The sequence below is a fragment of the Geobacillus sp. FSL K6-0789 genome (assembly GCF_038593135.1).
Lineage (GTDB): Bacteria > Bacillota > Bacilli > Bacillales > Anoxybacillaceae > Geobacillus > Geobacillus stearothermophilus.
Genome location: NZ_CP151966.1, coordinates 2,054,056 through 2,076,928, shown reverse-complemented (window position 1 = coordinate 2,076,928; position 22,873 = coordinate 2,054,056). Strand labels below are relative to the sequence as shown.

At 53.6% G+C, this 22,873-nt stretch carries 27 protein-coding genes and 3 pseudogenes; 27 read left to right on the top strand and 3 right to left on the bottom strand.

What is annotated here, in order from left to right:
- The first annotated feature begins 85 nt into the window (after positions 1 to 85).
- The 4 genes and pseudogenes from NSQ51_RS11000 to NSQ51_RS10985 all read left to right on the top strand — a co-directional run.
- Positions 86 to 925, top strand: coding sequence for a biotin/lipoate A/B protein ligase family protein (locus NSQ51_RS11000; RefSeq protein ID WP_033010185.1), 840 nt, complete (start codon positions 86 to 88; stop codon positions 923 to 925).
- A gap of 253 nt (positions 926 to 1,178) precedes the next feature.
- Positions 1,179 to 3,752, top strand: a complete 2,574-nt coding sequence (locus NSQ51_RS10995) for a vitamin B12-dependent ribonucleotide reductase (RefSeq protein WP_049624630.1) — start codon at positions 1,179 to 1,181, stop codon at positions 3,750 to 3,752.
- Between the two features lie 21 nt (positions 3,753 to 3,773).
- Positions 3,774 to 3,944 (top strand): annotated as a pseudogene (locus NSQ51_RS10990) (LysM peptidoglycan-binding domain-containing protein); the annotation flags it as partial.
- A 50-nt stretch (positions 3,945 to 3,994) separates the two neighbouring features.
- Positions 3,995 to 4,234, top strand: a pseudogene (locus tag NSQ51_RS10985) (spore gernimation protein); the annotation flags it as partial.
- A gap of 44 nt (positions 4,235 to 4,278) precedes the next feature.
- On the opposite strand, the gene NSQ51_RS10980 reads toward NSQ51_RS10985, so the two are convergent.
- The gene (locus NSQ51_RS10980; RefSeq protein WP_049624628.1) at positions 4,279 to 4,635 is read right to left on the bottom strand and encodes a hypothetical protein; all 357 of its coding nucleotides are present in this window, start codon (positions 4,633 to 4,635) and stop codon (positions 4,279 to 4,281) included.
- Positions 4,636 to 4,719: 84 nt separating this feature from the next.
- On the opposite strand from NSQ51_RS10980, the pseudogene NSQ51_RS10975 reads away from it, so the two are divergent.
- From NSQ51_RS10975 to NSQ51_RS10965, 3 genes and pseudogenes are all read left to right on the top strand, one after another.
- Positions 4,720 to 4,977 (top strand): annotated as a pseudogene (locus NSQ51_RS10975) (spore photoproduct lyase family protein); the annotation flags it as partial.
- 127 nt (positions 4,978 to 5,104) lie between these two features.
- A complete protein-coding gene (mntR, locus tag NSQ51_RS10970) occupies positions 5,105 to 5,530 on the top strand; it encodes a transcriptional regulator MntR (protein WP_033016413.1) in 426 nt (141 codons plus the stop codon).
- Positions 5,531 to 5,619: 89 nt separating this feature from the next.
- A complete protein-coding gene (locus NSQ51_RS10965; protein ID WP_049624627.1) occupies positions 5,620 to 6,504 on the top strand; it encodes a patatin-like phospholipase family protein in 885 nt (294 codons plus the stop codon).
- A 25-nt stretch (positions 6,505 to 6,529) separates the two neighbouring features.
- Here NSQ51_RS10965 and NSQ51_RS10960 read toward each other — a convergent pair whose 3' ends face one another.
- Positions 6,530 to 6,886, bottom strand: coding sequence for an SA1362 family protein (locus tag NSQ51_RS10960; RefSeq protein ID WP_049624626.1), 357 nt, complete (start codon positions 6,884 to 6,886; stop codon positions 6,530 to 6,532).
- A gap of 20 nt (positions 6,887 to 6,906) precedes the next feature.
- Positions 6,907 to 7,836, bottom strand: a complete 930-nt coding sequence (locus NSQ51_RS10955) for a DUF1385 domain-containing protein (RefSeq protein ID WP_033016420.1) — start codon at positions 7,834 to 7,836, stop codon at positions 6,907 to 6,909.
- A 165-nt stretch (positions 7,837 to 8,001) separates the two neighbouring features.
- Between NSQ51_RS10955 and NSQ51_RS10950 the strand changes: the two genes are divergently transcribed.
- From NSQ51_RS10950 to NSQ51_RS10855, 20 genes are all read left to right on the top strand, one after another.
- Positions 8,002 to 9,177, top strand: a complete 1,176-nt coding sequence (locus NSQ51_RS10950; protein WP_050367390.1) for an ISL3 family transposase — start codon at positions 8,002 to 8,004, stop codon at positions 9,175 to 9,177.
- A gap of 188 nt (positions 9,178 to 9,365) precedes the next feature.
- Positions 9,366 to 9,896, top strand: a complete 531-nt coding sequence (locus tag NSQ51_RS10945; protein WP_033016421.1) for a YqhR family membrane protein — start codon at positions 9,366 to 9,368, stop codon at positions 9,894 to 9,896.
- A 163-nt stretch (positions 9,897 to 10,059) separates the two neighbouring features.
- Positions 10,060 to 11,121 (top strand): Xaa-Pro peptidase family protein, encoded by a 1,062-nt coding sequence (locus NSQ51_RS10940; RefSeq protein WP_033009385.1) that lies wholly within the window; start codon positions 10,060 to 10,062, stop codon positions 11,119 to 11,121.
- 27 nt (positions 11,122 to 11,148) lie between these two features.
- Positions 11,149 to 11,706 carry an elongation factor P gene (gene efp / locus NSQ51_RS10935; RefSeq protein ID WP_033016423.1) on the top strand — a complete coding sequence of 186 codons (558 nt, stop codon included), beginning with the start codon at positions 11,149 to 11,151 and terminating at the stop codon, positions 11,704 to 11,706.
- 178 nt (positions 11,707 to 11,884) lie between these two features.
- Positions 11,885 to 12,166 carry a YqhV family protein gene (locus NSQ51_RS10930; protein WP_033009388.1) on the top strand — a complete coding sequence of 94 codons (282 nt, stop codon included), beginning with the start codon at positions 11,885 to 11,887 and terminating at the stop codon, positions 12,164 to 12,166.
- 60 nt (positions 12,167 to 12,226) lie between these two features.
- Positions 12,227 to 13,144, top strand: a complete 918-nt coding sequence (gene spoIIIAA / locus NSQ51_RS10925) for a stage III sporulation protein AA (RefSeq protein ID WP_033016424.1) — start codon at positions 12,227 to 12,229, stop codon at positions 13,142 to 13,144.
- Positions 13,141 to 13,653 (top strand): stage III sporulation protein SpoIIIAB, encoded by a 513-nt coding sequence (gene spoIIIAB, locus NSQ51_RS10920; protein ID WP_033009392.1) that lies wholly within the window; start codon positions 13,141 to 13,143, stop codon positions 13,651 to 13,653. The genes spoIIIAA and spoIIIAB overlap by 4 nt, the downstream gene beginning before the upstream one ends.
- 16 nt (positions 13,654 to 13,669) lie before the next feature.
- A complete protein-coding gene (gene spoIIIAC / locus NSQ51_RS10915; RefSeq protein ID WP_020960538.1) occupies positions 13,670 to 13,876 on the top strand; it encodes a stage III sporulation protein AC in 207 nt (68 codons plus the stop codon).
- A gap of 11 nt (positions 13,877 to 13,887) precedes the next feature.
- Positions 13,888 to 14,283, top strand: coding sequence for a stage III sporulation protein AD (gene spoIIIAD, locus NSQ51_RS10910; protein WP_049624625.1), 396 nt, complete (start codon positions 13,888 to 13,890; stop codon positions 14,281 to 14,283).
- Positions 14,284 to 14,295: 12 nt separating this feature from the next.
- Positions 14,296 to 15,459 carry a stage III sporulation protein AE gene (spoIIIAE, locus tag NSQ51_RS10905; RefSeq protein ID WP_033016426.1) on the top strand — a complete coding sequence of 388 codons (1,164 nt, stop codon included), beginning with the start codon at positions 14,296 to 14,298 and terminating at the stop codon, positions 15,457 to 15,459.
- 10 nt (positions 15,460 to 15,469) lie between these two features.
- Positions 15,470 to 16,081 carry a stage III sporulation protein AF gene (gene spoIIIAF, locus NSQ51_RS10900; RefSeq protein WP_121650073.1) on the top strand — a complete coding sequence of 204 codons (612 nt, stop codon included), beginning with the start codon at positions 15,470 to 15,472 and terminating at the stop codon, positions 16,079 to 16,081.
- 5 nt (positions 16,082 to 16,086) lie between these two features.
- Positions 16,087 to 16,725 carry a stage III sporulation protein AG gene (gene spoIIIAG / locus NSQ51_RS10895; RefSeq protein ID WP_033009400.1) on the top strand — a complete coding sequence of 213 codons (639 nt, stop codon included), beginning with the start codon at positions 16,087 to 16,089 and terminating at the stop codon, positions 16,723 to 16,725.
- Between the two features lie 26 nt (positions 16,726 to 16,751).
- Positions 16,752 to 17,303, top strand: coding sequence for a SpoIIIAH-like family protein (locus NSQ51_RS10890; protein ID WP_033016429.1), 552 nt, complete (start codon positions 16,752 to 16,754; stop codon positions 17,301 to 17,303).
- Positions 17,304 to 17,443: 140 nt separating this feature from the next.
- Positions 17,444 to 17,968, top strand: a complete 525-nt coding sequence (accB, locus tag NSQ51_RS10885; RefSeq protein WP_049624624.1) for an acetyl-CoA carboxylase biotin carboxyl carrier protein — start codon at positions 17,444 to 17,446, stop codon at positions 17,966 to 17,968.
- 15 nt (positions 17,969 to 17,983) lie between these two features.
- Positions 17,984 to 19,339 carry an acetyl-CoA carboxylase biotin carboxylase subunit gene (gene accC, locus NSQ51_RS10880; protein ID WP_049624623.1) on the top strand — a complete coding sequence of 452 codons (1,356 nt, stop codon included), beginning with the start codon at positions 17,984 to 17,986 and terminating at the stop codon, positions 19,337 to 19,339.
- Positions 19,340 to 19,349: 10 nt separating this feature from the next.
- Positions 19,350 to 19,754 (top strand): Asp23/Gls24 family envelope stress response protein, encoded by a 405-nt coding sequence (locus NSQ51_RS10875; RefSeq protein WP_033016433.1) that lies wholly within the window; start codon positions 19,350 to 19,352, stop codon positions 19,752 to 19,754.
- A 200-nt stretch (positions 19,755 to 19,954) separates the two neighbouring features.
- Positions 19,955 to 20,347: a transcription antitermination factor NusB gene (gene nusB / locus NSQ51_RS10870; RefSeq protein ID WP_033016434.1), complete on the top strand. Its 393-nt coding sequence runs from the start codon at positions 19,955 to 19,957 to the stop codon at positions 20,345 to 20,347.
- 86 nt (positions 20,348 to 20,433) lie between these two features.
- A complete protein-coding gene (folD, locus tag NSQ51_RS10865; protein ID WP_033009410.1) occupies positions 20,434 to 21,288 on the top strand; it encodes a bifunctional methylenetetrahydrofolate dehydrogenase/methenyltetrahydrofolate cyclohydrolase FolD in 855 nt (284 codons plus the stop codon).
- Between the two features lie 10 nt (positions 21,289 to 21,298).
- The gene (xseA, locus tag NSQ51_RS10860; protein ID WP_033016436.1) at positions 21,299 to 22,645 is read left to right on the top strand and encodes an exodeoxyribonuclease VII large subunit; all 1,347 of its coding nucleotides are present in this window, start codon (positions 21,299 to 21,301) and stop codon (positions 22,643 to 22,645) included.
- Positions 22,642 to 22,872 (top strand): exodeoxyribonuclease VII small subunit, encoded by a 231-nt coding sequence (locus NSQ51_RS10855; RefSeq protein ID WP_049624622.1) that lies wholly within the window; start codon positions 22,642 to 22,644, stop codon positions 22,870 to 22,872. The genes xseA and NSQ51_RS10855 overlap by 4 nt, the downstream gene beginning before the upstream one ends.
- Position 22,873: the final 1 nt, after the last annotated feature.

The window sequence follows — 22,873 nt, the reverse complement described above, 5'->3', positions numbered from 1 at the left end:
AGTGTTTTCGCGATGCCATTTTTCTTCCCTTGGCCGGCGTTGTTTGCTAAACTAGTAAAGGTGATTCTGAAAAGAAGGTGGAACGATGGCTAAAAAGGAAGTATGGCGCTTTATTGACTCCGGCGAGGGCTCGCCGTCGTTTAATATGGCGCTTGATGAGGCGCTCTTAGAGTGGCACAGCGAAGGAAAAATTCCGCCGACGGTCCGCTTTTACGGCTGGAATCCGCCGACGTTGTCGATCGGCTATTTTCAAAAAGTGGAGAAAGAAATTGATTTAGACGCGGTGAAACGGAACGGCCTCGGCTTTGTCCGCCGCCCGACTGGCGGGCGCGGCGTTCTTCATGACAAAGAGTTGACATACAGCGTCATCGTCTCCGAATCGCATCCCGCGATGCCGCAGACGGTGACGGAAGCGTATCGCGTCATCTCCCAGGGCATTTTGGAAGGATTTCGCTTCCTTGGGCTTGACGCGTATTTCGCCGTGCCGAAAACAGAAGAAGAAAAAGCGGATTTGCGCAGCCCGCGCTCGGCTGTTTGCTTTGACGCACCGTCGTGGTACGAACTTGTCGTTGAGGGGCGGAAAATCGCCGGCAGCGCGCAAACGCGGCAAAAAGGCGTCATTTTGCAGCATGGTTCGATTTTGCTCGATTTGGACGAAGACTTGCTGTTCAGCTTGTTTAAATATCCAAACGAGCGGGTGAAAGAGCGTCTGCAGCGCGATTTTAAAAAGAAAGCCGTCGCGATCAATGAGTTGACGAGCCGCACGGTGACGATCGAGGAAGCGAAAGAAGCGTTTTACAAAGGATTTGAAAAAGGATTGAACATCGTATTGGAACCGTACACGCTCACCGCCGAAGAGTTGGCGTACGTCGAAGAGCTGGCGCGGACGAAATACGAAAGCGATGAATGGAACTTTAAGCGTTAGGCGGCAATATGGAACATCGCTCCTGTTTTGGCAAAAACGGCATGGCTGGTCCGTTTTTCGCCGTTTTTTGTCTTTTTTTGCTTGACAAAAACGAAATGATCTGTTCTAAATCACAATATATAGTATGATTTTCGTAAAAAATCATACTATATATTGTTTTTTTCTGTTTGATATGGTAAGGTAGAGAAGACAGGGCAACATTGGCAAAAACATGAGAGATTATATAATTATATAAAAGAGGAGAGATAGGAGAATGACGGTGGCGTCGTCCGAAAAAATGAAAATCAATATTGACAAGCTGAACGAGGATATCCGCCTATTTCCGCAAGTGCATCCGATTACGCCGGATATGCACATCACCCATAAAGGCGTATCCCGTTTGGTCATGTTGGACCGTTATTCGTTTAAGGATACGGAAAAGCTGACGCTCACACCGGGCGATTTCGTTGTGTTGACGATCAAGGAGGACCCGAAATTCCCAGCCCGCGGTCTCGGTTTTATCGTCGATATTGACTGGGAGGCGAAAAAAGCGCGCGTGTTGATTGAAGACGAATACCGGCACGTGCTCGAAGGCGAGGAGGCGGAAACCGGCATTGTCCTTCGATCGCTCGACATTATCGACAAGCCGCTCGAGATTTTCTATGAGCAAATCGCCAAGCGCAATGCGACCGGGCTGGCGGCGGTGGAAAAGACCGAAGAAAAGCGGAAAGAGTGGTTCGAAAAGTTTTATCAAGAGCTCGCCAGCTTGAATTTTGTTCCGGCCGGCCGCGTGTTGTACGGGGCGGGTTCAGGCAAGGAAGTGACGTATTTCAACTGCTATGTGATGCCGTTTGTGAAAGATTCGCGCGAAGGCATTTCCGAACATCGGAAGCAGGTGATGGAAATTATGAGCCGCGGCGGCGGCGTTGGGACGAACGGCTCGACATTGCGGCCGCGCCATACGCTTGCGCGCGGGGTGAACGGCAAATCGTCCGGGTCGGTCTCATGGCTTGACGACATTGCGAAGCTGACCCACCTTGTCGAGCAAGGTGGCTCCCGCCGCGGCGCCCAAATGATTATGCTGGCCGACTGGCACCCGGACATTATCGAATTCATCGTCTCGAAAATGCAAAACCCGCGCATTTTGCGCTACCTGCTTGAAAATATGGAAGACGAGGGCATCAAAAAAGCAGCGCGCGACAAACTGAAATTCACGCCGCTCACCGAGCGGGAGCGGACGATGTACGAAGCGATCGTCCGGTACAAAAACGCGCCTGACTACGGCGGCTTCACAGAGGAAATTATCAAAGATGCCGAAGAAAAACTGCGCACCGGCGGTACATACACGGTGCACAACCCGGACTTTTTGACCGGTGCGAACATTTCCGTCTGCTTGACGAAAGAATTCATGGAAGCGGTCGAAAAGGACGAAGAATACGCGTTGCGCTTCCCGGACGTAGAAACGTATTCTGAAGAAGAAATGCGCATTTACAATGAAAAATGGCATGAAGTCGGCGATGTGCGCGAATGGGAACAAATGGGCTACCGCGTCCGCGTCTACCGGAAAATCCGCGCCCGCGAGCTTTGGAAGTTGATCAACATTTGTGCGACGTATTCAGCCGAGCCGGGCATTTTCTTCATCGACAATGCCAATGAAATGACGAACGCTCGCGCGTACGGACAAAAAGTCGTGGCGACCAATCCGTGCGGGGAACAGCCCCTTGCGCCATATTCGGTCTGCAACTTGGCCGCCATTAACTTGGCGAACATGGTGGACAAAGAGCGGAAAGTCGTGGACTATGAAAAACTGAAGCGTACGGTTGAAATCGGGGTGCGGATGCAAGACAACGTCATTGATGCTACGCCATACTTCCTTGAGGAAAACAAAAAACAGGCGCTCGGCGAGCGCCGCATCGGCCTTGGCGTCATGGGGCTTGCCGACTTGCTCATTTACTGCGAAAAAGCGTACGGCTCCGAGGAAGGAAATCAACTTGTGGACGAACTGTTCCGCACGATCGCCACGACCGCTTACCGGGCCTCGATCGAGCTGGCGAAAGAAAAAGGCAGCTTCCCGTTTTTGGTCGGCGAAACGGAAGAAGAAACGCAAAAGTTGCGCGAAGCGTTCATCAACACCGGTTACATGAAACGGATGCCGGATGACATTCGCCAAGATATTTTGAAATACGGCATCCGCAACTCACACTTGCTGACGGTGGCGCCGACAGGATCGACGGGAACGATGGTTGGCGTCTCAACCGGGCTGGAGCCGTACTTCTCGTTCTCGTACTACCGGAGCGGGCGCTTGGGCAAATTTATCGAAGTGAAAGCGGACATTGTCCAAGAATATTTGGACAAACATCCGGAAGCCGACCCGAACCATTTGCCGCCTTGGTTTGTGACGGCGATGGACTTGCCGCCGGAAGCGCACGCCGATGTGCAATGCATCATTCAGCGCTGGGTCGACTCGAGCTTGTCGAAAACGGTCAACGCGCCGAGAGGCTACACCGTCGAGCAAGTGCAAAAAGTGTACGAGCGTTTATGGCGCGGCGGCGCGAAAGGCGGCACCGTCTACGTCGACGGCAGCCGCGATGAGCAAGTGTTAACGTTGAAAGCGGAAGAAAACCGGATCGAAGAACAGCTAGAACTGCTTCCAGAAGAACAAGAGGAAAAAGAAACGAAACGCGCCGTCGTGCTTGTCGATACGATTCAAGATGTGCGCGCCACCGATGTGACGATCGGCTCCGAAATCGGCAACATTTGCCCGATTTGCCGCGAAGGAACGGTCGAAGAGATCGGCGGCTGCAACACGTGCACGAACTGCGGCGCCCAGCTGAAGTGCGGCCTGTAATGGTGATACGGATGGGTTTGGATGGATGAAACGCTGGTTTCCGTAGAGGAACCGGCGTTTTTTTACATAAAAGGCAAAAGCCAAGATGTAGTGGTAAAAGGAGGGAACGAAAGGGGGAGCGTCATGATTGTTCATGTCGTAAAACGCGGGGAGACGCTTTGGCAGTTGGCTCAGCGTTACGGCGTTCCACTCGAGCGGATTGTCGCCGCCAATGAACTGAGCGACCCGAACCGGCTAGCCCCATTCGCTACGGGGCGTCCATCCAATACGATGCGGCGGCCGCCTCGCCGTTTTACCGGTACACGGACGAGCAAGGCCGCCAGCACGAAGTATGGTTTGAAGACGCCCGCAGCGCGTTGGCGAAATTTGAATTGGTGAAAGAATACGGATTGCGCGGAATCAGCTACTGGGTGCTCGGGTATCCGTATCCGGAAAACTGGGTGCTGTTGGAAGACAATTTCCGCATTCGCAAGCGTGGGTAAGCTAAGCAGTTAGAGCGTATGCGCCGGTCATCGGGCATGCTCTTTTATTTTGTTTCTTGGAGTTCGAGCCGCTTTTTGAGTTGATACATTTCCAGATCGTGCTGGCCGATCTTATGATTTAAATATTCAATCGCAATGTTCGCGTTGCGCCAATCATGTGACAGTATCTCGAACATACGCCGATGCTCAGCCAGCTCGTCCTCGATTTTTTTGAAATGGCTGCGCGTTTCGATGATGAAATGGTCCAACTTTTCCTCGAGGCGCTGTTGTCGTTCTTCGAGGCGTTGTTGCCGTTCTTCGAGGCGCTGTTGTCCGGCTTCTAGTCGGTCGAGGCGTTCATGAATCGGCTGCAACTCCTCTTTCAGCACTGAGCGAAGCAATTCGACAAGCTCGTGAGACATTCTGCATCCCCCCTTTCAGCTTAGTTTTATTGTATCATTGCGTTTATGAGCTGTCATGGCAAATCGCAAAGGAGTACGAATGTTTTGAAAGGAGTGGATTTATCTAGTTTGACGTTTGAGCTCATCCAGCATCGGTTTACCAAGCCGGCCAAGCGGGTCATCGAGCAGCGTTACCCGAAAACCAAGCTCGATTTGGACGAATCGAAGCGCAAGTATAAGTGGGGGCGGTACGGCATCGGCAAATACGTGTATCGTGACGAGGAGGCGCAGGAGCTGGAGGAAACGATGCGTTCGTACATTGCCCGCTTTTTCCCGGCGGCTGAGGTGCAGTATTTTACGTAATGCCCCTTTTATGGTACAATAGAAATGATTGCTCTTTTTGTCTGCCAAAAGGGCCGACGCATCGGAGTGACGGTATAGGCCGGGGGATTTGCTGGCGGCAGGCAAACGTTGCAGGAGGGGACAAACGTTGCCGACACCGAGCATGGAAGATTATATTGAACAAATTTACTTGTTGATTGAAGAAAAAGGCTATGCCCGCGTTTCGGACATCGCGGAAGCGTTGTCCGTTCACCCTTCTTCAGTGACGAAAATGGTGCAAAAGCTCGATAAAGATGAATATTTGGTGTATGAAAAGTACCGCGGCCTTGTCTTGACGCCGAAAGGAAAAAAAATCGGCCAACGGCTTGTGTACCGCCATGAGCTGCTTGAGCAGTTTCTTCGCCTCATTGGCGTCAACGAAGAAAACATTTACCGCGATGTGGAAGGGATTGAACACCATTTGAGTTGGAACGCCATCGACCGGATTGGCGATTTGGTGCAATATTTTCAAGAGGACGAACGCCGTCTTGAGGCGCTGCGCGACGTGCAAAAGCGCAATGAGCAAGGGGAGTAAGCGACTGCTTGCTCTTTTTTGTTTTTCGTACTAAACGCCTTTTCTTTCTCTTACATATATATATAAACAGCGAGAAAGGGGAGGCGGCGATGGACATTGATCTCGTCTTTTCCGGCGGCGGAGTGAAAGGGTTTGCGTTGCTGGGGGCGTATGAGGCCATTGAAGAAAAAGGGCTGCGCTGGAAGCGGCTTGCCGGGACGAGCGCCGGGGCGCTGCTTGCTGCGCTACTGGCGGCTGGATACACCGCCCGTGAGATGACGCAGTTGTTCGAGGAGCTTAGGCTGGAGCAGTTTTTGGATGAACGGGCGTCGTGGGTTCCGTTTTCTGTTTGGAAGTGGGTGCGTCTATATTGGCATTTAGGAGTTTATAAGGGAAACGTGTTTGAACAGTGGATCGAATCGGCGCTCGCTGCCCGCGGAGTGCGTATGTTTCGGGATGTACCAGCTGACAGTTTGTATATCGTTGCCTCCGATGTGACGAACGGGCGCATCGTCGTGCTGCCGGATGATTTGGCGATATACGGCATTGACCCCGGCTCGTTTTCGATCGCCAAGGCGGTGCGGATGAGCACGAGCATTCCGTACTTTTTCGAGCCGGTCCGCCTTCACGGACGGGACGGCACCTCCCTCATCGTTGACGGCGGGGTGCTCAGCAACTTTCCGCTGTTTCTCTTTGATGAAGAAAAAGAAACGAAAAAACGGCCGGTGCTCGGCGTTCAATTGAGCGCCAAGCCCGGCCAGCGGCCGAAACGGCGCATTGCCAACGCGCTTGATTTGTACGAAGCGTTGTTTGAGGCGATGAAAGAGGCGCATGACGCCCGCTATATTTCGCGCCGCCATGAAAAAAACATCATCTTTTTGCCGGTGGAAAACGTTCTTGCGACCGATTTTTCCATCGACCTGGAAGCGCGCCGGCGTCTCATTGACTATGGGCGCGAGCGGGCGCGGCAGTTTTTGCAGCGGTGGGCGTTTTGAGCGCCCAAAACAAAAAAGAATCAAGCTAAAAGGAAGCCCGATTCTTTTTTTTGCCTTTTTTGCCCTCGATGACGGTCAAATGCGGAGTCGCCGTTCGCTTTTTCAACGGCCGTTTTAGTTTCGCCGGCTTCGGCTGCTTGTGCGCGGAGCGGGGATGAAGCTTTTTCGACTGCCGCACCGCTTTTAGATACGACAATCGTTCTTTGCTAGTGCGGCGTTGGTAGACGAAACGGTAAAAGAGATAAATCGCGGCTGCAAACAGCGCAACAAACAACAGCTGGCGAAACAGCACCGTCGGATGGGCAAAAAGGGTATACACAATGCCAAGCGTCCCAAGCAAAATCATAAGTCCGGCGAGCGGGTGAACAGCCCTGTGCCGCAATGAATCCACCCCCTTTACGATTACTGCACCGCTTTTTTCGCTTCCGCTTCCGCCTCTAAACGAAGAAGCTGCTGGAACGAAGCGATGGCCACTTCCACTTGGTCGTCGTCCGGCTCTTTTGTCGTCAGCCGCTGCAGCCATAGACCGGGATAGCCCAGCCAGCGCAGCAACGGAATGTCCCTCCATTTATTTGTAAACTGCAGCACCTCAAACGAAACGCCGAGCACGACCGGAATTAAGGCGAGCCGGTTCACAATCCGCAGCCAAAGCGGATCGGTCGGCACGAACAAATACAGAAACAAGCCGACGATGACGGTAAATAAAATGAAGCTGCTGCCGCACCGGTAGTGAAGGCGCGAGGCGCGTTGGACATGTTCGACAGTGAGCGGCCAGCCCGCTTCATAGGCGTTGATCACTTTATGTTCCGCCCCGTGGTATTGAAAGACGCGTTTTACAAGCGGCGTCAAGGAAATAAAGTAAATGTAGCCGAGCAATAAGGCAAGCTTAAAAGCCCCTTCAAGCAAAATTTGCCCCGTTTTTCCCGGGATGAGCGGCTTGAAAGCGGCGGCGAGCAACGCTGGGATGAGCGTGAACACCGTTTTGGCGAACAAAAACGAGAGCACGCCGATCGCGGCGGCGCCGAGAATCAGCGTCAGGTTGGAACTGCTTTCGGCCTCCGTCTGTTCTTCCCCTAGGGCGACGTCATACCGTTCGCTTGCAAACTGCAAATGTTTGGCCCCGGTTGCGCTCGCTTCAATAATGGCGACGATGCCGCGGACAAACGGGATTTTTTTGAAGGCGGCCAGCGTCGGATTGGCGCGGCGCGGTGCGGAAAAGTACTCGATCGTTCCATCGGTGCGGCGAATGGCGGTGACAGAATGCGTTTTGCCGGCAAACATGACCCCTTCGACAACCGCCTGGCCGCCGTATAACGGTTTCTCTTGTTTCATCGGGCAAACACCAACCTATTTTTTATGTTTATTATTTGGCTCTTCACCACAAGTTGTACTTGATCATTGAAGATCGGTGTGCATAGAGAAAATAGAGGGTACAAAAAATGCGAATTTTCCTGTATGGTAAAGGTGTCCAAACCAAACCATTGGAGGAAAATTCGCATGTACGCTCAGTTTATCAAAGAACTCATCGATTTACCAGATGTTTTGATTCAAAAGGTGCGAAAAGAAGAAGAACGTTGGATTTTCGAACTTTCTCTTCCTGAACAATGCCCGTTATGTCCTGTTTGCTTGAAACGCACGATCAAAATGACAGGAAAAAAGAAGCAATGGATGCATGGGTATGCTCAACGGATCGGCATCTTTTGGGTGGAACTCCCTGTGGAGCGTAGACGTTGTTGTACATGTGGCATGACATTCAGCACGTCTTATCCCGGAATTTCCCCTCGAAGTGCAGCGACGGATGCGTTTCAGCAATGGGTGGCGCAATCTTGCATCGGAACATCCATTCAGGCGGTGGCTCGTATGCTCAAGCTTCCGTACACGACCGTTGAACGCTGGTTTTATACCCATGCCCCTTCCTTCCTATCGAATGACATCCAACCAAAGGCAGTTTGTGTCGATGAGTTTGCGTTTCGAAAAGGACATGATTACGGAGTGGCAGTCATGGATGCCGAAACGGGAGAAGTGTATGCCGTTGAAGCAGGAAAGAACGAGGAAGCCATTGGACGTGTGTTGGCTCCTGTGTCTGGTTCTGTTCAGTATGTCGTGAGTGATTTGGCTCCAGCGATGAAAAAAGCCATTCAAGGGGTGTGTCCGGAAGCGAAGCATGTGGTCGATTATTTTCATGTGATTCAATTGTTTACGGAAGCGTTGGATCGATGCCGCAAATCCTTCGGAAAAGGGAACAAGAAACATGGGCATGTTCGGCATGTTTGCCGCTTATTGACCCAGTGCCCCGAGAAACTCACCGAGGAGGAGCGCCAAACGGTGCGGGAGTGGCAGAAAGAGAGTGATTCCTTGCAGGCTGTCTATCAATCCCTTCAACATTTTCGTTATGTATCCAAAAGCCAAAACGAGCGACAAGCGAAACGTCGTTTGAACGCCTGGGTTCATCGGTATTTGTTTTGTCCTTGTTCTGCTGTTCGCGCCATCGCAAAATCACTCGTCAAACGAACAGACGAAATCATATCGTGCATTTTATCCCCTTATTCAAATGGGAAAATGGAGGGAACAAATAACAAGATCAAGCTGATGAAACGTCGGGGATACGGATACAGAAATATCCAGCGTTTTGCATTGCGGGTTCGGCTAGAAACAGCTAACATACTTTCATGACAGGTGCAAGTACAACTTTTGGTGATGAACCTATTATTTTATTCTACAAGAAACGTCCGGAAACCTCTAGGTTGATGTTACTGTTATGATTTCCAAAAAATCCATTATTTACACAGAGGCGGTCATTTTTTTGCTTGATTCATGGGGCGGCAAATTGCAGGTCATACTAACAGACAAGGAGGTGTAGCATGATGGCGGAACAGAAAGGAAAACTGGAGCAAGAAAAAACGGAACGGCCGATGACGCTCGTGCAAAAAACGATTATCACCGGATTTGTCGGCGGGGTGTTTTGGAGCTTGATGGGCTATTTGGCTTACTTTTTCAACTTCAGCGAAATCAGTCCGAACATGGTTCTCATCCCGTGGGTCGCCGGCGATTGGAAATACGGCAAAGCCGGCAATTATGCGGCTATTGTGTTGATCGGCATCATTTCCATTGCGGCGGCGCTTCTTTACTATGCACTGCTAAGGAACATCCGCGGCATGTGGGCGGGAATGTTGTATGGCGCTGCGCTTTGGGTAGTGGTGTTTTATTTGCTCAATCCGCTGTTTCCGAACGTGAAGCCGGTTGCGGATTTAGAGACGAATACGGTCATTACAACGCTCTGCTTGTACATTTTGTACGGCGTGTTTGTCGGGTATTCGGTTTCTTTCGAGGCGCAGGAAATGAACCGGCCGTCGCCAAGCGCTGAACCGCAGGCGGCCAAGGAAGGAAGCTAAGCTGTCGGCCAAAGCAGGCGCATATGGCGGAAACTGCTGCGATCATGGTAAAATAAAGAAGGTTTCCATATTTTTTAGGCGCAGCCGATCTCGCGCATCGGCAACCGCCAACGTATCACATCGCCTTTGTATTACAATATTCATGGGCAGAGGAGAATGAAACATGGAAAAGCTGGAAAGGCTTCGAGCGTTGCTTGAAGAGCAGCATCTTGACGGGCTGTTGGTGACAAACGGCTGCAACCGCCGCTACATTACCGGATTCACTGGCACCGCCGGCGTTGCGCTTGTCAGCCGCCAAGGGGCGGTCTTTATTACGGATTTTCGCTATGTCGAGCAGGCGGCCAAGCAAGTTGAAGGATTTGAAATCGTCCAGCACAGCGGACCGATCGTCGATGAAATCGCGAAACAAGTGAAGCGGCTCGGGATCAAAACGCTCGGCTTTGAGCAGGAGCATGTGACGTATGCGGCGTACAAGGCGTATGAAGAGGCGATTGATGCCGAGCTTGCGCCGACATCCCATGTCGTGGAAAAGTTGCGCTTGATTAAGTCGGAAGCAGAGATTAAGATATTAAAGGAAGCAGCGGAAATTGCCGATGCTGCATTTGCTCATATTTTGTCGTTCATTCGTCCGGGCGTCAAAGAAATTGAAGTGGCGAATGAGCTTGAATTTTTTATGCGCAAACAAGGGGCGTCTTCGTCCTCCTTCGATACGATCGTCGCTTCTGGCTACCGTTCGGCGCTGCCGCACGGGGTGGCGTCCGAAAAAACGATCGAGCGCGGCGAACTCGTCACGCTTGATTTCGGGGCTTACTACAAGGGATATTGTTCCGACCTGACAAGGACGGTCGCCGTCGGCCAAGTCAGCGCTGAGCTGCAAACGATTTATGGCATTGTCCTTGAAGCGCAGCGGCGCGGCATGCGCGGGATCAAAGCGGGCATGACCGGCAAAGAGGCTGACGCACTGACGCGCGATTATATTCGCGAACAAGGGTATGGCGATTATTTCGGACATTCAACCGGCCACGGCATCGGCCTTGAAATTCACGAAGGGCCGACGCTTTCGGCCCGCTCCGATGCGGTGCTGGAGCCGGGCATGGTTGTGACGGTCGAGCCCGGCATTTACATCCCGGGGCTCGGCGGGGTGCGCATTGAGGATGATGCGGTCATTACCGCCGATGGGAACGAAGCGCTCACTCATTCGCCGAAAGAACTGATCATTTTATAACGGATAGCGTGAGGAGGATTTCGGGCAATGATTTCAGTCAACGATTTTCGCACAGGACTTACCATCGAGGTCGACGGCGAGATTTGGCGCGTCCTTGAGTTTCAGCACGTCAAGCCGGGCAAGGGTGCGGCGTTCGTCCGTTCGAAACTGCGAAATTTGCGCACCGGCGCCATTCAAGAGCGGACGTTCCGCGCCGGCGAAAAAGTGAACCGGGCGCAAATTGACACGCGCAAAATGCAATATTTGTACGCCAACGGCGATCAACACGTCTTTATGGACATGGAAACATATGAGCAAATTGAGCTGCCGGCAAAGCAAATCGAATATGAGCTCAAGTTTTTGAAAGAAAATATGGAAGTGTTCATCATGATGTACCAGGGCGAAACGATCGGCATCGAGCTGCCGAATACCGTTGAGCTGAAAGTTGTTGAAACCGAGCCGGGCATTAAAGGCGACACCGCTTCCGGCGGTTCGAAACCGGCCAAGCTTGAAACCGGCCTTGTCGTTCAAGTGCCATTTTTCGTCAACGAAGGCGACACCCTCATCATCAATACGGCTGACGGCACATACGTGTCACGGGCGTAAGAACCTGAACAAGGGCAGCACTGATCCGGAATGTTCCGGGCCGGTGCTGTTTTTATGCGCCAAAGGTGCCCCGTCCTGCTTCGTTGTCCATCCCCGTTTTCACCGGCAAAAACTTCTTCTGAAACGGCTTGTTCCCGCATACGTTTGTACTAATCCATCTCTATTTGAGGAGGGACACATGAAACATTGGCTGCGATCGATCGATTCGTCCGTTTTGGCGATGGCGGGCATGCGAATGTTGTCGGCGCTTATTGAACTGAGTGCAGCGCTGCTGATGTTGGTCTTTAATGATGTAAGAAAGGCGCTCGCCATTAACGCCGTGCTCGCTGCTGTCGGCCCGACTGTGCTGATCGTAACGATGGCGATCGGTCTGCTTTCGCTGGCGGATGAGCTTTCGTTTTCTCGGCTCGCGTTCATCGCGCTCGGGGTGGCGCTCATTTTGTTCGGCATTTACAAGTAAGGCATAAACAGCATCTTCCGCCCATACATATAGACTAGTCCACCAAAAAGGGGGAGGGCCATGGAAGCGGTATGGGGAATTTTGCCGAAAACGATCGCCGCTGTGCTGCAGCAGATGCCTTCCTGGGGGCGCAGCATCGAAGAAATCCGCATCCGTATTTCCCGGCCGCTTGAAGTGATCGTCGATGGGAAGGCCCGCTTGCTGCCATATGAAGTGACGAAAGAGGACGGCGTGTACTTGCTCAACAAGTTGAGCCATTATTCGATTTATGCCGTCGAAGAGGAGCTGAGGCGTGGATTTATGACGATTGAAGGCGGCCATCGCGTCGGGCTCGCCGGCAAAGTCGTTACAGAAGGGGGCAAGGTGAAAGCCATCCGCGATGTCGCCTCCTTTAACATCCGCATTGCCAAAGAGCAAATCGGCATTGCCGATCCGCTGATTCCGTATGTGTATGATGGGCGCTGGCGCCATACGATGATCATCGGTTCCCCGCAGACCGGCAAAACGACGCTGTTGCGCGACGCGGCGCGCCTGATCAGCAGCGGAACTGGGCGCATTCCGGCGCAAAAGGTAGCGATCGTTGACGAGCGGTCGGAAATCGCCGGCTGCGTGAAAGGCATTCCGCAATTTTCGTTCGGCCCACGCCTTGATGTGTTGGACGCTTGTCCGAAAGCGGAAGGGATGATGATGATGATTCGCTCGATGAGTCCGGATGTCATGATTGTGGATGAAATTGGGCGCGAGGAAGACAGCGAAGCGGTGCTGGAGGCGGCGAATGCCGGCGTTTCGATATGGACGACCGTGCACGGGCGCACCGTTCGAGATGTTTGGCAGCGGCCGACGCTGCGTCCGGTCATGGAGCAACGGGTGTTTGAACGGTTTATTGAGTTGACGAACGTCCCGCATCCCGGCTTCATCCGGCGCATTGTTGACGCCAACGGCGCCGTGCTGTACGAGCGGGCGGTGGCGGGCCGATGAAGTGGCTGGGCGCCTTGTTGATTCTTGCCGCCTCCACTTGGATGGGGATGGCAGCCGCCCGCGCCTTGTACGAACGGCCGCGCCAGCTTCGCCAGCTGAAAGCGGCGCTCAGGGCGTTCGAAGCGGAAGTGATGTACGGACATACGCCGCTTGCCGAGGCATCTCAGCATATCGCCCGCCAGACGGCCGCTCCGATTGGCGAGCTGTTTGCCCAGTTTGCGGCGGCGTTGCATGCGTGTGAAACGAGCGTGGCCGAAGCATGGGAAAAAAGCTTGCGGGCTGTATGGGGGAAGACCGCGCTCAAACAAGGAGAGTGGGAAGTAATGAAACAGTTTGGCGCCACGCTCGGCCAGTATGACCGGCTCACCCAGCAACAGCAAATCGCCTTGGCGCTCGCCCATCTTGAGCGGGAGGAAGCGGAGGCGCTGGACGATCAGGCGCGCTATGGCAAAATGGCGAAAAGTTTAGGCGTGTTAGCCGGGCTGCTGCTCGTCATTTTACTCATGTAGACAGGAGGCAGGACGAATGGGCATCGATGTCGATATCATTTTAAAAATCGCCGGCGTCGGCATCGTCATCGCGTTTTTGCATACGGTGCTCGACCAGATGGGAAGGAAAGAATACGCCCAGTGGGTGACGCTGCTCGGCTTTATTTATATTTTGTTTATGGTCGCTTCGATTGTAAGCGATTTGTTTCAAAAAATTAAAGATGTCTTTTTGTTCCGCGGATAGGGGGAGAGGCCATGGACATTTTGCAAATCGTCGGCCTCGGGTTGGTGGCGACGTTCCTCGTTGTGCTGCTGCAAGAACAAAAATCGAGCCTCTCCTTTTTATTGACTGTTTTTGTCGGATGCACCATTTTTTTACTTCTTGTTGACCAAATCAGCAATATTTTGCTGACGCTGCGGGAGATGGCGGAAGGCGCCCACATTCAAATGGTGTACTTGGAAATGATGTTGAAAATTATCGGCATTGCCTACATCGCCGAGTTTGCCGCGCAAATTTCCAAAGACGCCGGCCAAGGGGCGATCGCTGCCAAAATTGAGCTCGGCGGCAAAATCGTCATTTTGGCGCTCGCCGTCCCAATTTTGACTGCCATCATTGAAGCGGTCATCAGCCTCATTCCGGCGGCGCGATAAGGAGGGAACGGATTGAAGCGGACAGCGTTCCTCATTGCGGGGTTGCTCTCTCTCTTTTTTTGCCCGTTCGTCGTACAAGCTGCGAGCGATGGGCCGTACGTCAGCGAGCAGCTCGCTCATTTGGATGTCAGCGACATCCGCCGTTATTGGGAAACGATCGTCCATGAGTATGGGGGCTTTTTGCCGGAAAGCGAAAAAGGGCCGCTCTCCGATTTTTTAAGCGGCGACCGGCAATGGTCGCCCGTCGAGTGGCTGAAAGCGCTCGCCCGTTATTTATTTTATGAACTGCAAGTCAACGGGAAGCTGCTTGGGACGCTCATTTTGCTCGCTGTCTTCAGCACCGTGCTGCAATCGCTGCAAAACGCGTTCGCCCAGCAGGAGGTAAGCAAAATCGCCCACGCCGTCGTCTACATGGTGCTGTTATTGCTCGCCTTAAACAGCTTCCGCCTCGCAACCGGCTATGCGCTCGAGGCGGTGCGGACGATGAGCCATTTTATCATCGCCCTCGTTCCGCTTTTGCTCGCCTTGCTCGCCTCCTCCGGCGGCGTCGTATCGGCGGCGTTTTTCCATCCGATCATTTTGTTTTTGATGAACACAACCGGCGTTGTCGTGGAATATGTCACGCTCCCGCTTCTGTTGCTAGCGGCGCTTTTAAGTGTCGTCAGCACGCTCAGCGACCGGTACAAGGCGACCCAGCTTGCCGATTTGTTGAACAAGGCCGCCCTCGGTTTGCTCGGCCTCATTTTGACGGTTTTCCTTGGCGTTATGTCGGTGCGGGGGGCAACAGCGGCGGTGGCGGACGGGGTGGCGCTGCGGGCGGCGAAATTTGTCACCGGCAACTTCATCCCGGTCGTCGGCAAGCTGTTTACTGATGCAGCCGATACGGTCGTTGCCGCTTCGATGCTGCTCAAAAATGCGGTCGGATTGGTCGGGGTGGCTGTGTTGTTGATGATTGCCATCTTTCCGGCGGTGAAAATTTTCGCCATCGTCATCATCTACAAACTATCAGCCGCGCTGTTGCAGCCGCTTGGCGGCAGTCCGGTGCTGTCTTGCCTCAACATTATCGGCAAAAGCATCGCCTATGTGCTCGCGGCGCTTTTGATCGTCTCGCTCATGTTTTTCTTCAGCCTCACCGTCATGGTTATGGCAGGGAATATTACGATGATGGTCCGCTAGGAGGAACGTTATGCAGCTTGTGATTGAATGGGTGACGAACATCATTTTGTTTTTGGTGTTTGCCATCATCATCGATTTTTTGCTGCCGTCCGGGACGATGCAAAAATATGTCAAAATGGTCGTCGGACTTTTGCTTCTCCTAATTATGTTGACGCCGGTGCTCCGGATGGCTTCGGCGGATCCGGATCAGCTTGTCGCTTCAGCACTTGCCCGTTTTTCCGAAGGCTTCAAGGGGGAAGAGGAGATAAAAAATCAAATGGAACAACAGAAAAAAGAAATACAAGCTTCACAACGCGCATATATTTTAGAACAAATGGCTGTCCAGCTCGAAAACGACGTAAACGGGGAGTTGATGGAAAAGTATGGATTGAAGGCTGATGTCAAAGTTTACGCCGATCACAACGAAAATTGGCGCATGCCAGAGGACATCAAGACGATTGAAGTGGCGCTTTTGAAACAACGCCCTTCCAGCGCGGTGGAGCCGGTTGTCATCGATACAATAAAGCCGCCGGCTTTGCCCGAGAGCGATGCCTCGCTGGCTGAAGAGGTGCGCGCCTTTCTCGCCGGCAAATGGGAAGTCGATGAAAATAAAATTGCCGTGCAATTTAGAGGGAGGGAATAGGGGGGATGCTCTCGTTTTTCAAACGATTTCTTTCTTCCCCGCCCAAAGACGGGAACGGGGAAGGGGCGCGAAAACACATGCCGTTCTCATATGTCGTTGTCCTGCTGCTGGCCGGTGTGGCGCTCATGGCGGCGAGTCACTTTGCAGGTAGCGCAGACGATGCCGAAGCCAAGCCTTCCGCCAATCAGCCGGAATCCCCGTCCGAGCCGGCGTTTTTGTCGAGCAAGGAGACAAAGGATAAAGTGATCGCCGCCTATGAGGAACGGTACGAGAAGGAGTTGAAAGCCGCCCTCGAAGCAATTGAAGGGGTTGAGGATGTCACCGTTGTCGTCAACCTTGACTCAACCGAGCTGAAGCTGTTTGAGAAAAAACGCTCGACCCAGCAGCAAACGACCGAAGAAAGCGACAAGGAAGGCGGAAAACGGACGATTGAAAATCAGTCGACAAACGAAGAAGTGATCATCATCCGCAATGGCGACGAGGAAACGCCGCTTGTTGTCGCCACGAAAAAGCCGGATATTCGCGGTGTGCTTGTCGTCGCCAAAGGGGCCGACAACTTGCAAATTAAAAAATGGATCGTCGAGGCGGTGACGCGCGTGTTAAACGTTCCGAGCTACCGCGTCGCGGTCTTGCCGAAAAAATGACTCAAGTAAGGGGAGAGGAGATCGCCATGTTGAAAAAACAAACGGTATGGCTGTTGACGATGCTAAGCTTAGTAGTCGTACTGTCGGTGTATTATGTCACGGCGCCGAAAGAGATGGGCAACAGCCCGGCGCTCACCGCGAATGAGAAAACAGAAAAGCCGGCCAAACAACCAAGCGTAGCGGTGGAAGAGACTGGAGCGAAAGAGGAGCCGTCAACCGCAGGCGATGATTTGTTTACAGCGCTGCGCATGAAAATTGAGGATGAACGGAGCCGGCTGCGCGATGAGCTGAACGCCATTGTCGCTTCAGCGAACGCGACGGAGGAAGAAAAAAGTGAAGCGCTCGACAAAATTGAAAAATTGCAAGCATTGTCCGAAAAAGAAGCAACGTTGGAGACGCTCATCAAATCGAAAGGCGGGTATGAAGACGTGCTCGTGCGCGCCGATGACAACCAAGTGCGCGTGACGATCAAAGCGAAACAAAGCTCATCTAAATCGGCGAATGAAGTCATTCATATGGTGAAAAAAGAAATTCCGGATGCCCAATATGTCACCGTCGAGTTCCAGCCGGCCGGATGAACGCGCTGCTCTTTGCCAGAGCAGTTTTTTTTGCATAAAAACCTTTCGTTTGCCCTGCAGTTGTGTGTATAATCGTTATGAATACGTTTGATCACCGCCTGCGAAAGACGGGCTGACACTTGGAGAAAGGTGTGAGAACGATGAAAATTCAAGAAATCCGCGAATTGATTCGGTTGGTCGATCAATCCTCAATCGATGAATTTGTATATGAGCAAGGAGAAACGAAAGTACATATGAAAAAAGCGGTTGCTGTCGCCGTTGCACCGGCAGCCGCACCGGCGGCGCCCGCACAGGCAGTGGCAGCGGTCGAACCGACGGCGGCCCCGGCGCTTGCGCCTGTCCAAGTGGCGGCTTCGGAAGTGAAGCAGGCGCCGGAAACGGAACCGACGGCGGCCAAAGAAGCAAAGCCGGCTGTGGAAGGCAACTTGCATCAAATTACATCGCCGATGGTCGGCACGTTCTACGCAGCGCCGGCGCCGGACAAGCCGCCGTATGTGAAGCCGGGCGACAAAGTGAAAAAAGATACGGTTGTTTGCATCATCGAGGCGATGAAGCTGTTTAATGAAATTGAAGCGGAAGTCGATGGCGAAATTGTCGAGGTGCTCGTGCAAAACGGCCAGCTCGTCGAATACGGCCAGCCGTTGTTTTTGGTCAAGCCTGACTAAGGGAGAGAACGGACGATGATCAAAAAAGTGTTGGTGGCGAACCGCGGGGAAATCGCCGTCCGCATTATTCGCGCCTGCCGGGAGCTCGGCATTGAGACGGTCGCCGTCTTTTCGCAGGCTGACCGCGACGCCTTGCATGTGCAGCTGGCGGATGAGGCGTACTGCATCGGGCCGACCGCCTCGAAAGACAGCTATTTGAATTTCACCAACATCATGAGCGTTGCCACGTTGACCGGCTGTGACGCCATTCACCCGGGCTATGGCTTTTTGGCGGAGAACGAGGCGTTTGCCGAGCTGTGCCGCGAATGCAATGTCACGTTCATCGGCCCGAGCCCGGAAGCGATCGCCAAAATGGGGATTAAAGACATCGCCCGCGAGACGATGAGGGAAGCGGGTGTGCCGATTGTGCCGGGCTCGCGCGGCGTTATTGAAAGTCTTGAGGAGGCGCGGGCGATCGCCGCTGAAATCGGTTACCCGGTCATCATCAAAGCGACGGCCGGCGGCGGTGGGAAAGGAATTCGCGTCGCCCGCAACGAAGAAGAGCTCGTCAAAGGCATCAACATCACCCAGCAAGAAGCGGCGACGGCGTTCGGCAACCCTGGCGTTTATATTGAAAAGTATATCGAAGATTTCCGCCATGTCGAAATTCAAGTGCTCGCCGATTCATATGGCAACACCATTCATTTAGGAGAGCGCGACTGCTCGATCCAGCGCCGGCTGCAAAAGCTTGTCGAAGAAGCGCCGTCGCCGGCCCTTGACGACGACATGCGCCGGAGGATGGGCGAGGCGGCGGTCAAGGCGGCCAAGGCGGTCAACTACATGGGCGCCGGCACGGTCGAATTTATTTATGACCACCGGAACAAACAGTTTTATTTCATGGAAATGAATACGCGCATTCAGGTGGAGCACCCGGTCACCGAGCTCATTACCGGTGTCGATTTAGTAAAAGAACAGATCCGCGTCGCTGCCGGTGAAAAGCTGTCGCTCACCCAAGAGGACGTCTCCTTTAACGGTTGGGCGATCGAATGCCGCATCAATGCGGAAAACCCAGCGAAAAACTTTATGCCGTCGCCGGGGAAAATCGCCATGTATTTGCCGCCGGGTGGTCCGGGCGTGCGCGTCGATTCCGCCGCCTACCCGGGCTATACGATTCCGCCGTATTACGATTCGATGATCGCCAAACTAATCGTTCACGCGCCGACGCGTGAGGAGGCGATCGCCCGCATGAGACGGGCTCTTTCGGAGTTTGTCATTGAAGGCATTCATACGACGATCCCGTTTCACATAAAATTAATGGAGCATGAGAAATTCCAAAGCGGCGAGTTTAATACGAAGTTTTTGGAGTTATATGATATTATGAAGGCGGAATAGGAGGTGCCCCATGTCTGAACATATGTTTAACTCCGAACAGGAGTACACCGGGCTTGGCAAAGTCGAAATTGCACCGGAAGTGATCGAGGTGATCGCCGGCATCGCGGCCAGCGAAGTCGATGGCGTTGCGCAAATGCGCGGTAATTTCGCCGCTGGTGTTGCCGAGCGGTTCGGCAAAAAGCATCACGGCAAAGGCGTCAAAGTCGATTTGCGCGATGACGGGGTTGTCATTGACCTTTATTGCTTCGTCCAGTTCGGCGCGTCGATCCCGAACGTGGCGAAAAAGGTGCAGGAAAACGTGCGCCAGGCGCTTTGGAACATGACCGGCTTGGAAACGAGCGAAGTAAACGTGCACATCGTCGGCATTCAGTTTGAAAGCGGAAAACAGGAGCACGACGCCGTCGAACAACGGTGACAAAAACAGAAGGCAGCTGCTTTCGGAGCAGCCGCCTTTTGTTTTTTTCGTCAAAGTCTGTTATTGTAATGAACGAGGCCAACAGCGGAGCCGGCGGTGTAAAATCGGCAGCAAGACGGGCGACGGGAAGGGTCTGGCTTTTTCCGAAAAATATGATAAGATTTTAATATAAATGTTCGTATTTAGAGAGGGGGAAGGCAATGAAGCGGCATGAAGCGCGGGAAAAAGCGCTGCAGGCGCTGTTTCAAATCGACGTCGGGCACATTCCGCCGGAGGAGGCGCTGGCCAATGTGGCAGGAAGCAGCGAAGCGGATCCATTTTTGCGCCAGCTTGTACTAGGCGTCGTCGAGCACCAGGAGGAAATTGACGAGCTGTTGCGTGCCAATTTGGAAAAGTGGACGCTTGAGCGGGTGGCCAATGTGGACCGCGCCATCTTGCGCATGGCGACGTATGAGATGAAGTATGTCGACGATGTGCCGGTGAGCGTCAGCCTCGATGAAGCGGTCGAGCTGGCGAAAAAATTCGGCGATTGGAAATCCGGGAGTTTTGTCAACGGCGTGCTTTCGAAAGTGAAGGCGGCGCTGCAAAAATAGGACAGGCCGCCGGCTGCGCAAGCTTTCGGCGTCAAGTCAGGCAAACCGATATGGATGGACGAACAAGGAGAGGGGAACGAGATACGATGACAGCACAAATCATCAGCGGAGCAGAACTGGCCGCAACGATTCGCGCCGGGTTGGCGGAAGAAACAGCGAAGTTGAAGGAAAGCGGCGTTGAGCCGGGGCTGGCCGTCATTCTTGTCGGCGACGATCCGGCGTCGCATTCGTATGTGAAAGGGAAGCAAAAAGCGTGCGCTGAAGTGGGCATTCGTTCATTTCTTTACACATTTCCGGCGTCCATCAGCGAAGAGGAGCTGTTGGCGAAAATCCGCGAACTGAACGGCGATCCGGCGGTGCACGGCATTTTAGTGCAGCTGCCGTTGCCGGAGCATATCCGCGAATGGTCGGTCATTGAAACGATCGCCCCGGAAAAAGATGTCGATGGCTTCCACCCGATCAACGTCGGGAAAATGATGATCGGCCAGCCGGCGTTTCTTCCGTGCACTCCGCATGGCGTTCTCGTGATGGTCAAATCTGCCGGCATCGACATTGCCGGGAAGCATGTCGTCGTCGTCGGCCGGAGCAACATCGTCGGCAAACCGGTCGGCCAGCTGTTTTTGCGCGAGCATGCGACCGTCACCTACGCCCATTCGAAAACGCCTGATTTGCCGGCCGTCACGCGGCAGGCTGACATTTTGATCGTCGCGGTTGGCAAGGCGCGTCTCATCGGTCCGGACCACGTCAAACCGGGAGCTGTCGTCATTGATGTCGGCGTCAACCGTTTGGAGAGCGGTAAACTGTGCGGCGATGTTGATTTTGACGCCGTCAAAGAAGTGGCGGGCTATATCACGCCGGTGCCAAAAGGGGTCGGTCCGATGACGATTACGATGCTGTTGCACAACACGATCGAAGCGGCCCGGCAGCTCGCCGTGAAGTGAGGCGGTTTCGATGGAAGTGAAATACGTCACCGTCGGGGCGCTGACGAAATACATTAAGCGCAAATTTGACGTCGACCCGCATTTGCGCGATTTATGGGTGAAAGGTGAAATTTCCAACTTTAAGCAGCATTCGCGCGGCCATATGTATTTTACCTTAAAAGACAGCCAGGCGCGCATTGCCGCGGTCATGTTTGCCGGCTACAATCAACATTTGCCGTTCCGTCCCGAAGATGGGATGAACGTGCTTGTGCGTGGGGAAATTTCCGTCTATGAGCCGAATGGGAACTACCAGCTATATGTAAAAGAAATGCAGCCGGAAGGCATCGGTCGCCTGTATTTGGCGTATGAGCAGCTGAAGCAGCGGCTCGAGGCGGAGGGGCTGTTTTCTCCCGTCCATAAAAAGCCGCTTCCGGCGTTTCCGCGCTGCATCGGCGTTGTTACATCGCCGACCGGAGCGGCGGTGCGCGACATTATGACGACGATCCGCCGCCGCTATCCGCTTGCGAAAATCATTTTGTTTCCGGCGCTCGTCCAAGGCGACGGGGCGGCGCTGTCAATCGTGCGCGCCATCGAGCGGGCAAATGAGTTCGGCGGGGTTGACGTGCTCATTGTCGGCCGCGGCGGCGGTTCGATTGAAGAATTGTGGGCGTTTAACGAAGAAATCGTCGCCCGCGCCATCTTTGCTTCGCGCGTGCCGGTCATTTCCGCCGTCGGCCATGAGACCGATTTTACGATCGCCGATTTTGTCGCCGATTTGCGGGCGCCGACACCGACGGCGGCAGCAGAGCTGGCTGCGCCGCACGTCGGGGAGCTGACTGAGCGGCTCGCCGAGCGGAAATGGCGGATGATCCGCGCCATGAAAGAACAGCTCGCTGCCAGCCAGGAACGGTTGCGGCGGCTTCAAGCATCGTACGCTTTCCGCTATCCAAGGCGGCTGTACGAACAAAAAGAGCAGCAGCTTGACGTGTTGCTCGACCGGCTCGCCCGCCAGCGCGAACGGTTGCTCGACAAGAAGCGCCAACAATGGCGTGAGCTGCGCCTGCGGCTGTGGCGCCATCACCCGGCGGCCGAGCTTGAGCGGACGAAGGAGCGGCAAAAAGCGGCTGCCGGCGCGCTTGAAAAAGCGATGCGCACCGCCTTAGAGCGCCATGCGCTCCGCTTTCGTTCCCATGTCGCGCGGCTTGAGGCGCTCAGTCCGCTCCGCATCATGGAGCGCGGCTACAGTTTGGTGTACAATGAGCGGCGCGAGCTTGTCAAACGAATCGGCCAGCTTCAGGTCGGCGAGCGCCTGTCCATCCGGATTCAAGACGGACAAGTCGATTGTCAAGTGACGGGAGTGGAGGAGAAAACAATATGAGCGAAGAAAAAGAGCTGACGTTTGAAGAAGCGATGAAAAAGCTTGAGGAAATCGTCGAACGGCTCGAGGAAGGAAATGTGCCGCTTGAAGAGGCGATCGTCTTTTTTCAAGAAGGCATGAAGCTGTCGAAACTTTGCCATGATAAACTGCAGCACGTCGAAAAACAGCTCGAGTATATGTTGAGCGAAGACGGTCAGCTCGTGCCTTTTTCGCCGGAGGAGGAGTAAG

What these genes read in the sequence shown, in the direction of transcription:
- NSQ51_RS11000 (WP_033010185.1), top strand. Translation starts at nt 86, where the DNA reads ATGGCTAAAAAGGAAGTATGGCGCTTTATTGACTCCGGCGAGGGCTCG.
- NSQ51_RS10995 (WP_049624630.1), top strand. Translation starts at nt 1,179, where the DNA reads ATGACGGTGGCGTCGTCCGAAAAAATGAAAATCAATATTGACAAGCTG.
- NSQ51_RS10980 (WP_049624628.1), bottom strand. Translation starts at nt 4,635, where the DNA reads ATGTCTCACGAGCTTGTCGAATTGCTTCGCTCAGTGCTGAAAGAGGAG.
- NSQ51_RS10965 (WP_049624627.1), top strand. Translation starts at nt 5,620, where the DNA reads ATGGACATTGATCTCGTCTTTTCCGGCGGCGGAGTGAAAGGGTTTGCG.
- NSQ51_RS10955 (WP_033016420.1), bottom strand. Translation starts at nt 7,836, where the DNA reads ATGAAACAAGAGAAACCGTTATACGGCGGCCAGGCGGTTGTCGAAGGG.
- NSQ51_RS10950 (WP_050367390.1), top strand. Translation starts at nt 8,002, where the DNA reads ATGTACGCTCAGTTTATCAAAGAACTCATCGATTTACCAGATGTTTTG.
- NSQ51_RS10945 (WP_033016421.1), top strand. Translation starts at nt 9,366, where the DNA reads ATGATGGCGGAACAGAAAGGAAAACTGGAGCAAGAAAAAACGGAACGG.
- NSQ51_RS10940 (WP_033009385.1), top strand. Translation starts at nt 10,060, where the DNA reads ATGGAAAAGCTGGAAAGGCTTCGAGCGTTGCTTGAAGAGCAGCATCTT.
- efp (WP_033016423.1), top strand. Translation starts at nt 11,149, where the DNA reads ATGATTTCAGTCAACGATTTTCGCACAGGACTTACCATCGAGGTCGAC.
- NSQ51_RS10930 (WP_033009388.1), top strand. Translation starts at nt 11,885, where the DNA reads ATGAAACATTGGCTGCGATCGATCGATTCGTCCGTTTTGGCGATGGCG.
- spoIIIAA (WP_033016424.1), top strand. Translation starts at nt 12,227, where the DNA reads ATGGAAGCGGTATGGGGAATTTTGCCGAAAACGATCGCCGCTGTGCTG.
- spoIIIAB (WP_033009392.1), top strand. Translation starts at nt 13,141, where the DNA reads ATGAAGTGGCTGGGCGCCTTGTTGATTCTTGCCGCCTCCACTTGGATG.
- spoIIIAC (WP_020960538.1), top strand. Translation starts at nt 13,670, where the DNA reads ATGGGCATCGATGTCGATATCATTTTAAAAATCGCCGGCGTCGGCATC.
- spoIIIAD (WP_049624625.1), top strand. Translation starts at nt 13,888, where the DNA reads ATGGACATTTTGCAAATCGTCGGCCTCGGGTTGGTGGCGACGTTCCTC.
- spoIIIAF (WP_121650073.1), top strand. Translation starts at nt 15,470, where the DNA reads ATGCAGCTTGTGATTGAATGGGTGACGAACATCATTTTGTTTTTGGTG.
- spoIIIAG (WP_033009400.1), top strand. Translation starts at nt 16,087, where the DNA reads ATGCTCTCGTTTTTCAAACGATTTCTTTCTTCCCCGCCCAAAGACGGG.
- NSQ51_RS10890 (WP_033016429.1), top strand. Translation starts at nt 16,752, where the DNA reads ATGTTGAAAAAACAAACGGTATGGCTGTTGACGATGCTAAGCTTAGTA.
- accB (WP_049624624.1), top strand. Translation starts at nt 17,444, where the DNA reads ATGAAAATTCAAGAAATCCGCGAATTGATTCGGTTGGTCGATCAATCC.
- accC (WP_049624623.1), top strand. Translation starts at nt 17,984, where the DNA reads ATGATCAAAAAAGTGTTGGTGGCGAACCGCGGGGAAATCGCCGTCCGC.
- NSQ51_RS10875 (WP_033016433.1), top strand. Translation starts at nt 19,350, where the DNA reads ATGTCTGAACATATGTTTAACTCCGAACAGGAGTACACCGGGCTTGGC.
- nusB (WP_033016434.1), top strand. Translation starts at nt 19,955, where the DNA reads ATGAAGCGGCATGAAGCGCGGGAAAAAGCGCTGCAGGCGCTGTTTCAA.
- folD (WP_033009410.1), top strand. Translation starts at nt 20,434, where the DNA reads ATGACAGCACAAATCATCAGCGGAGCAGAACTGGCCGCAACGATTCGC.
- xseA (WP_033016436.1), top strand. Translation starts at nt 21,299, where the DNA reads ATGGAAGTGAAATACGTCACCGTCGGGGCGCTGACGAAATACATTAAG.
- NSQ51_RS10855 (WP_049624622.1), top strand. Translation starts at nt 22,642, where the DNA reads ATGAGCGAAGAAAAAGAGCTGACGTTTGAAGAAGCGATGAAAAAGCTT.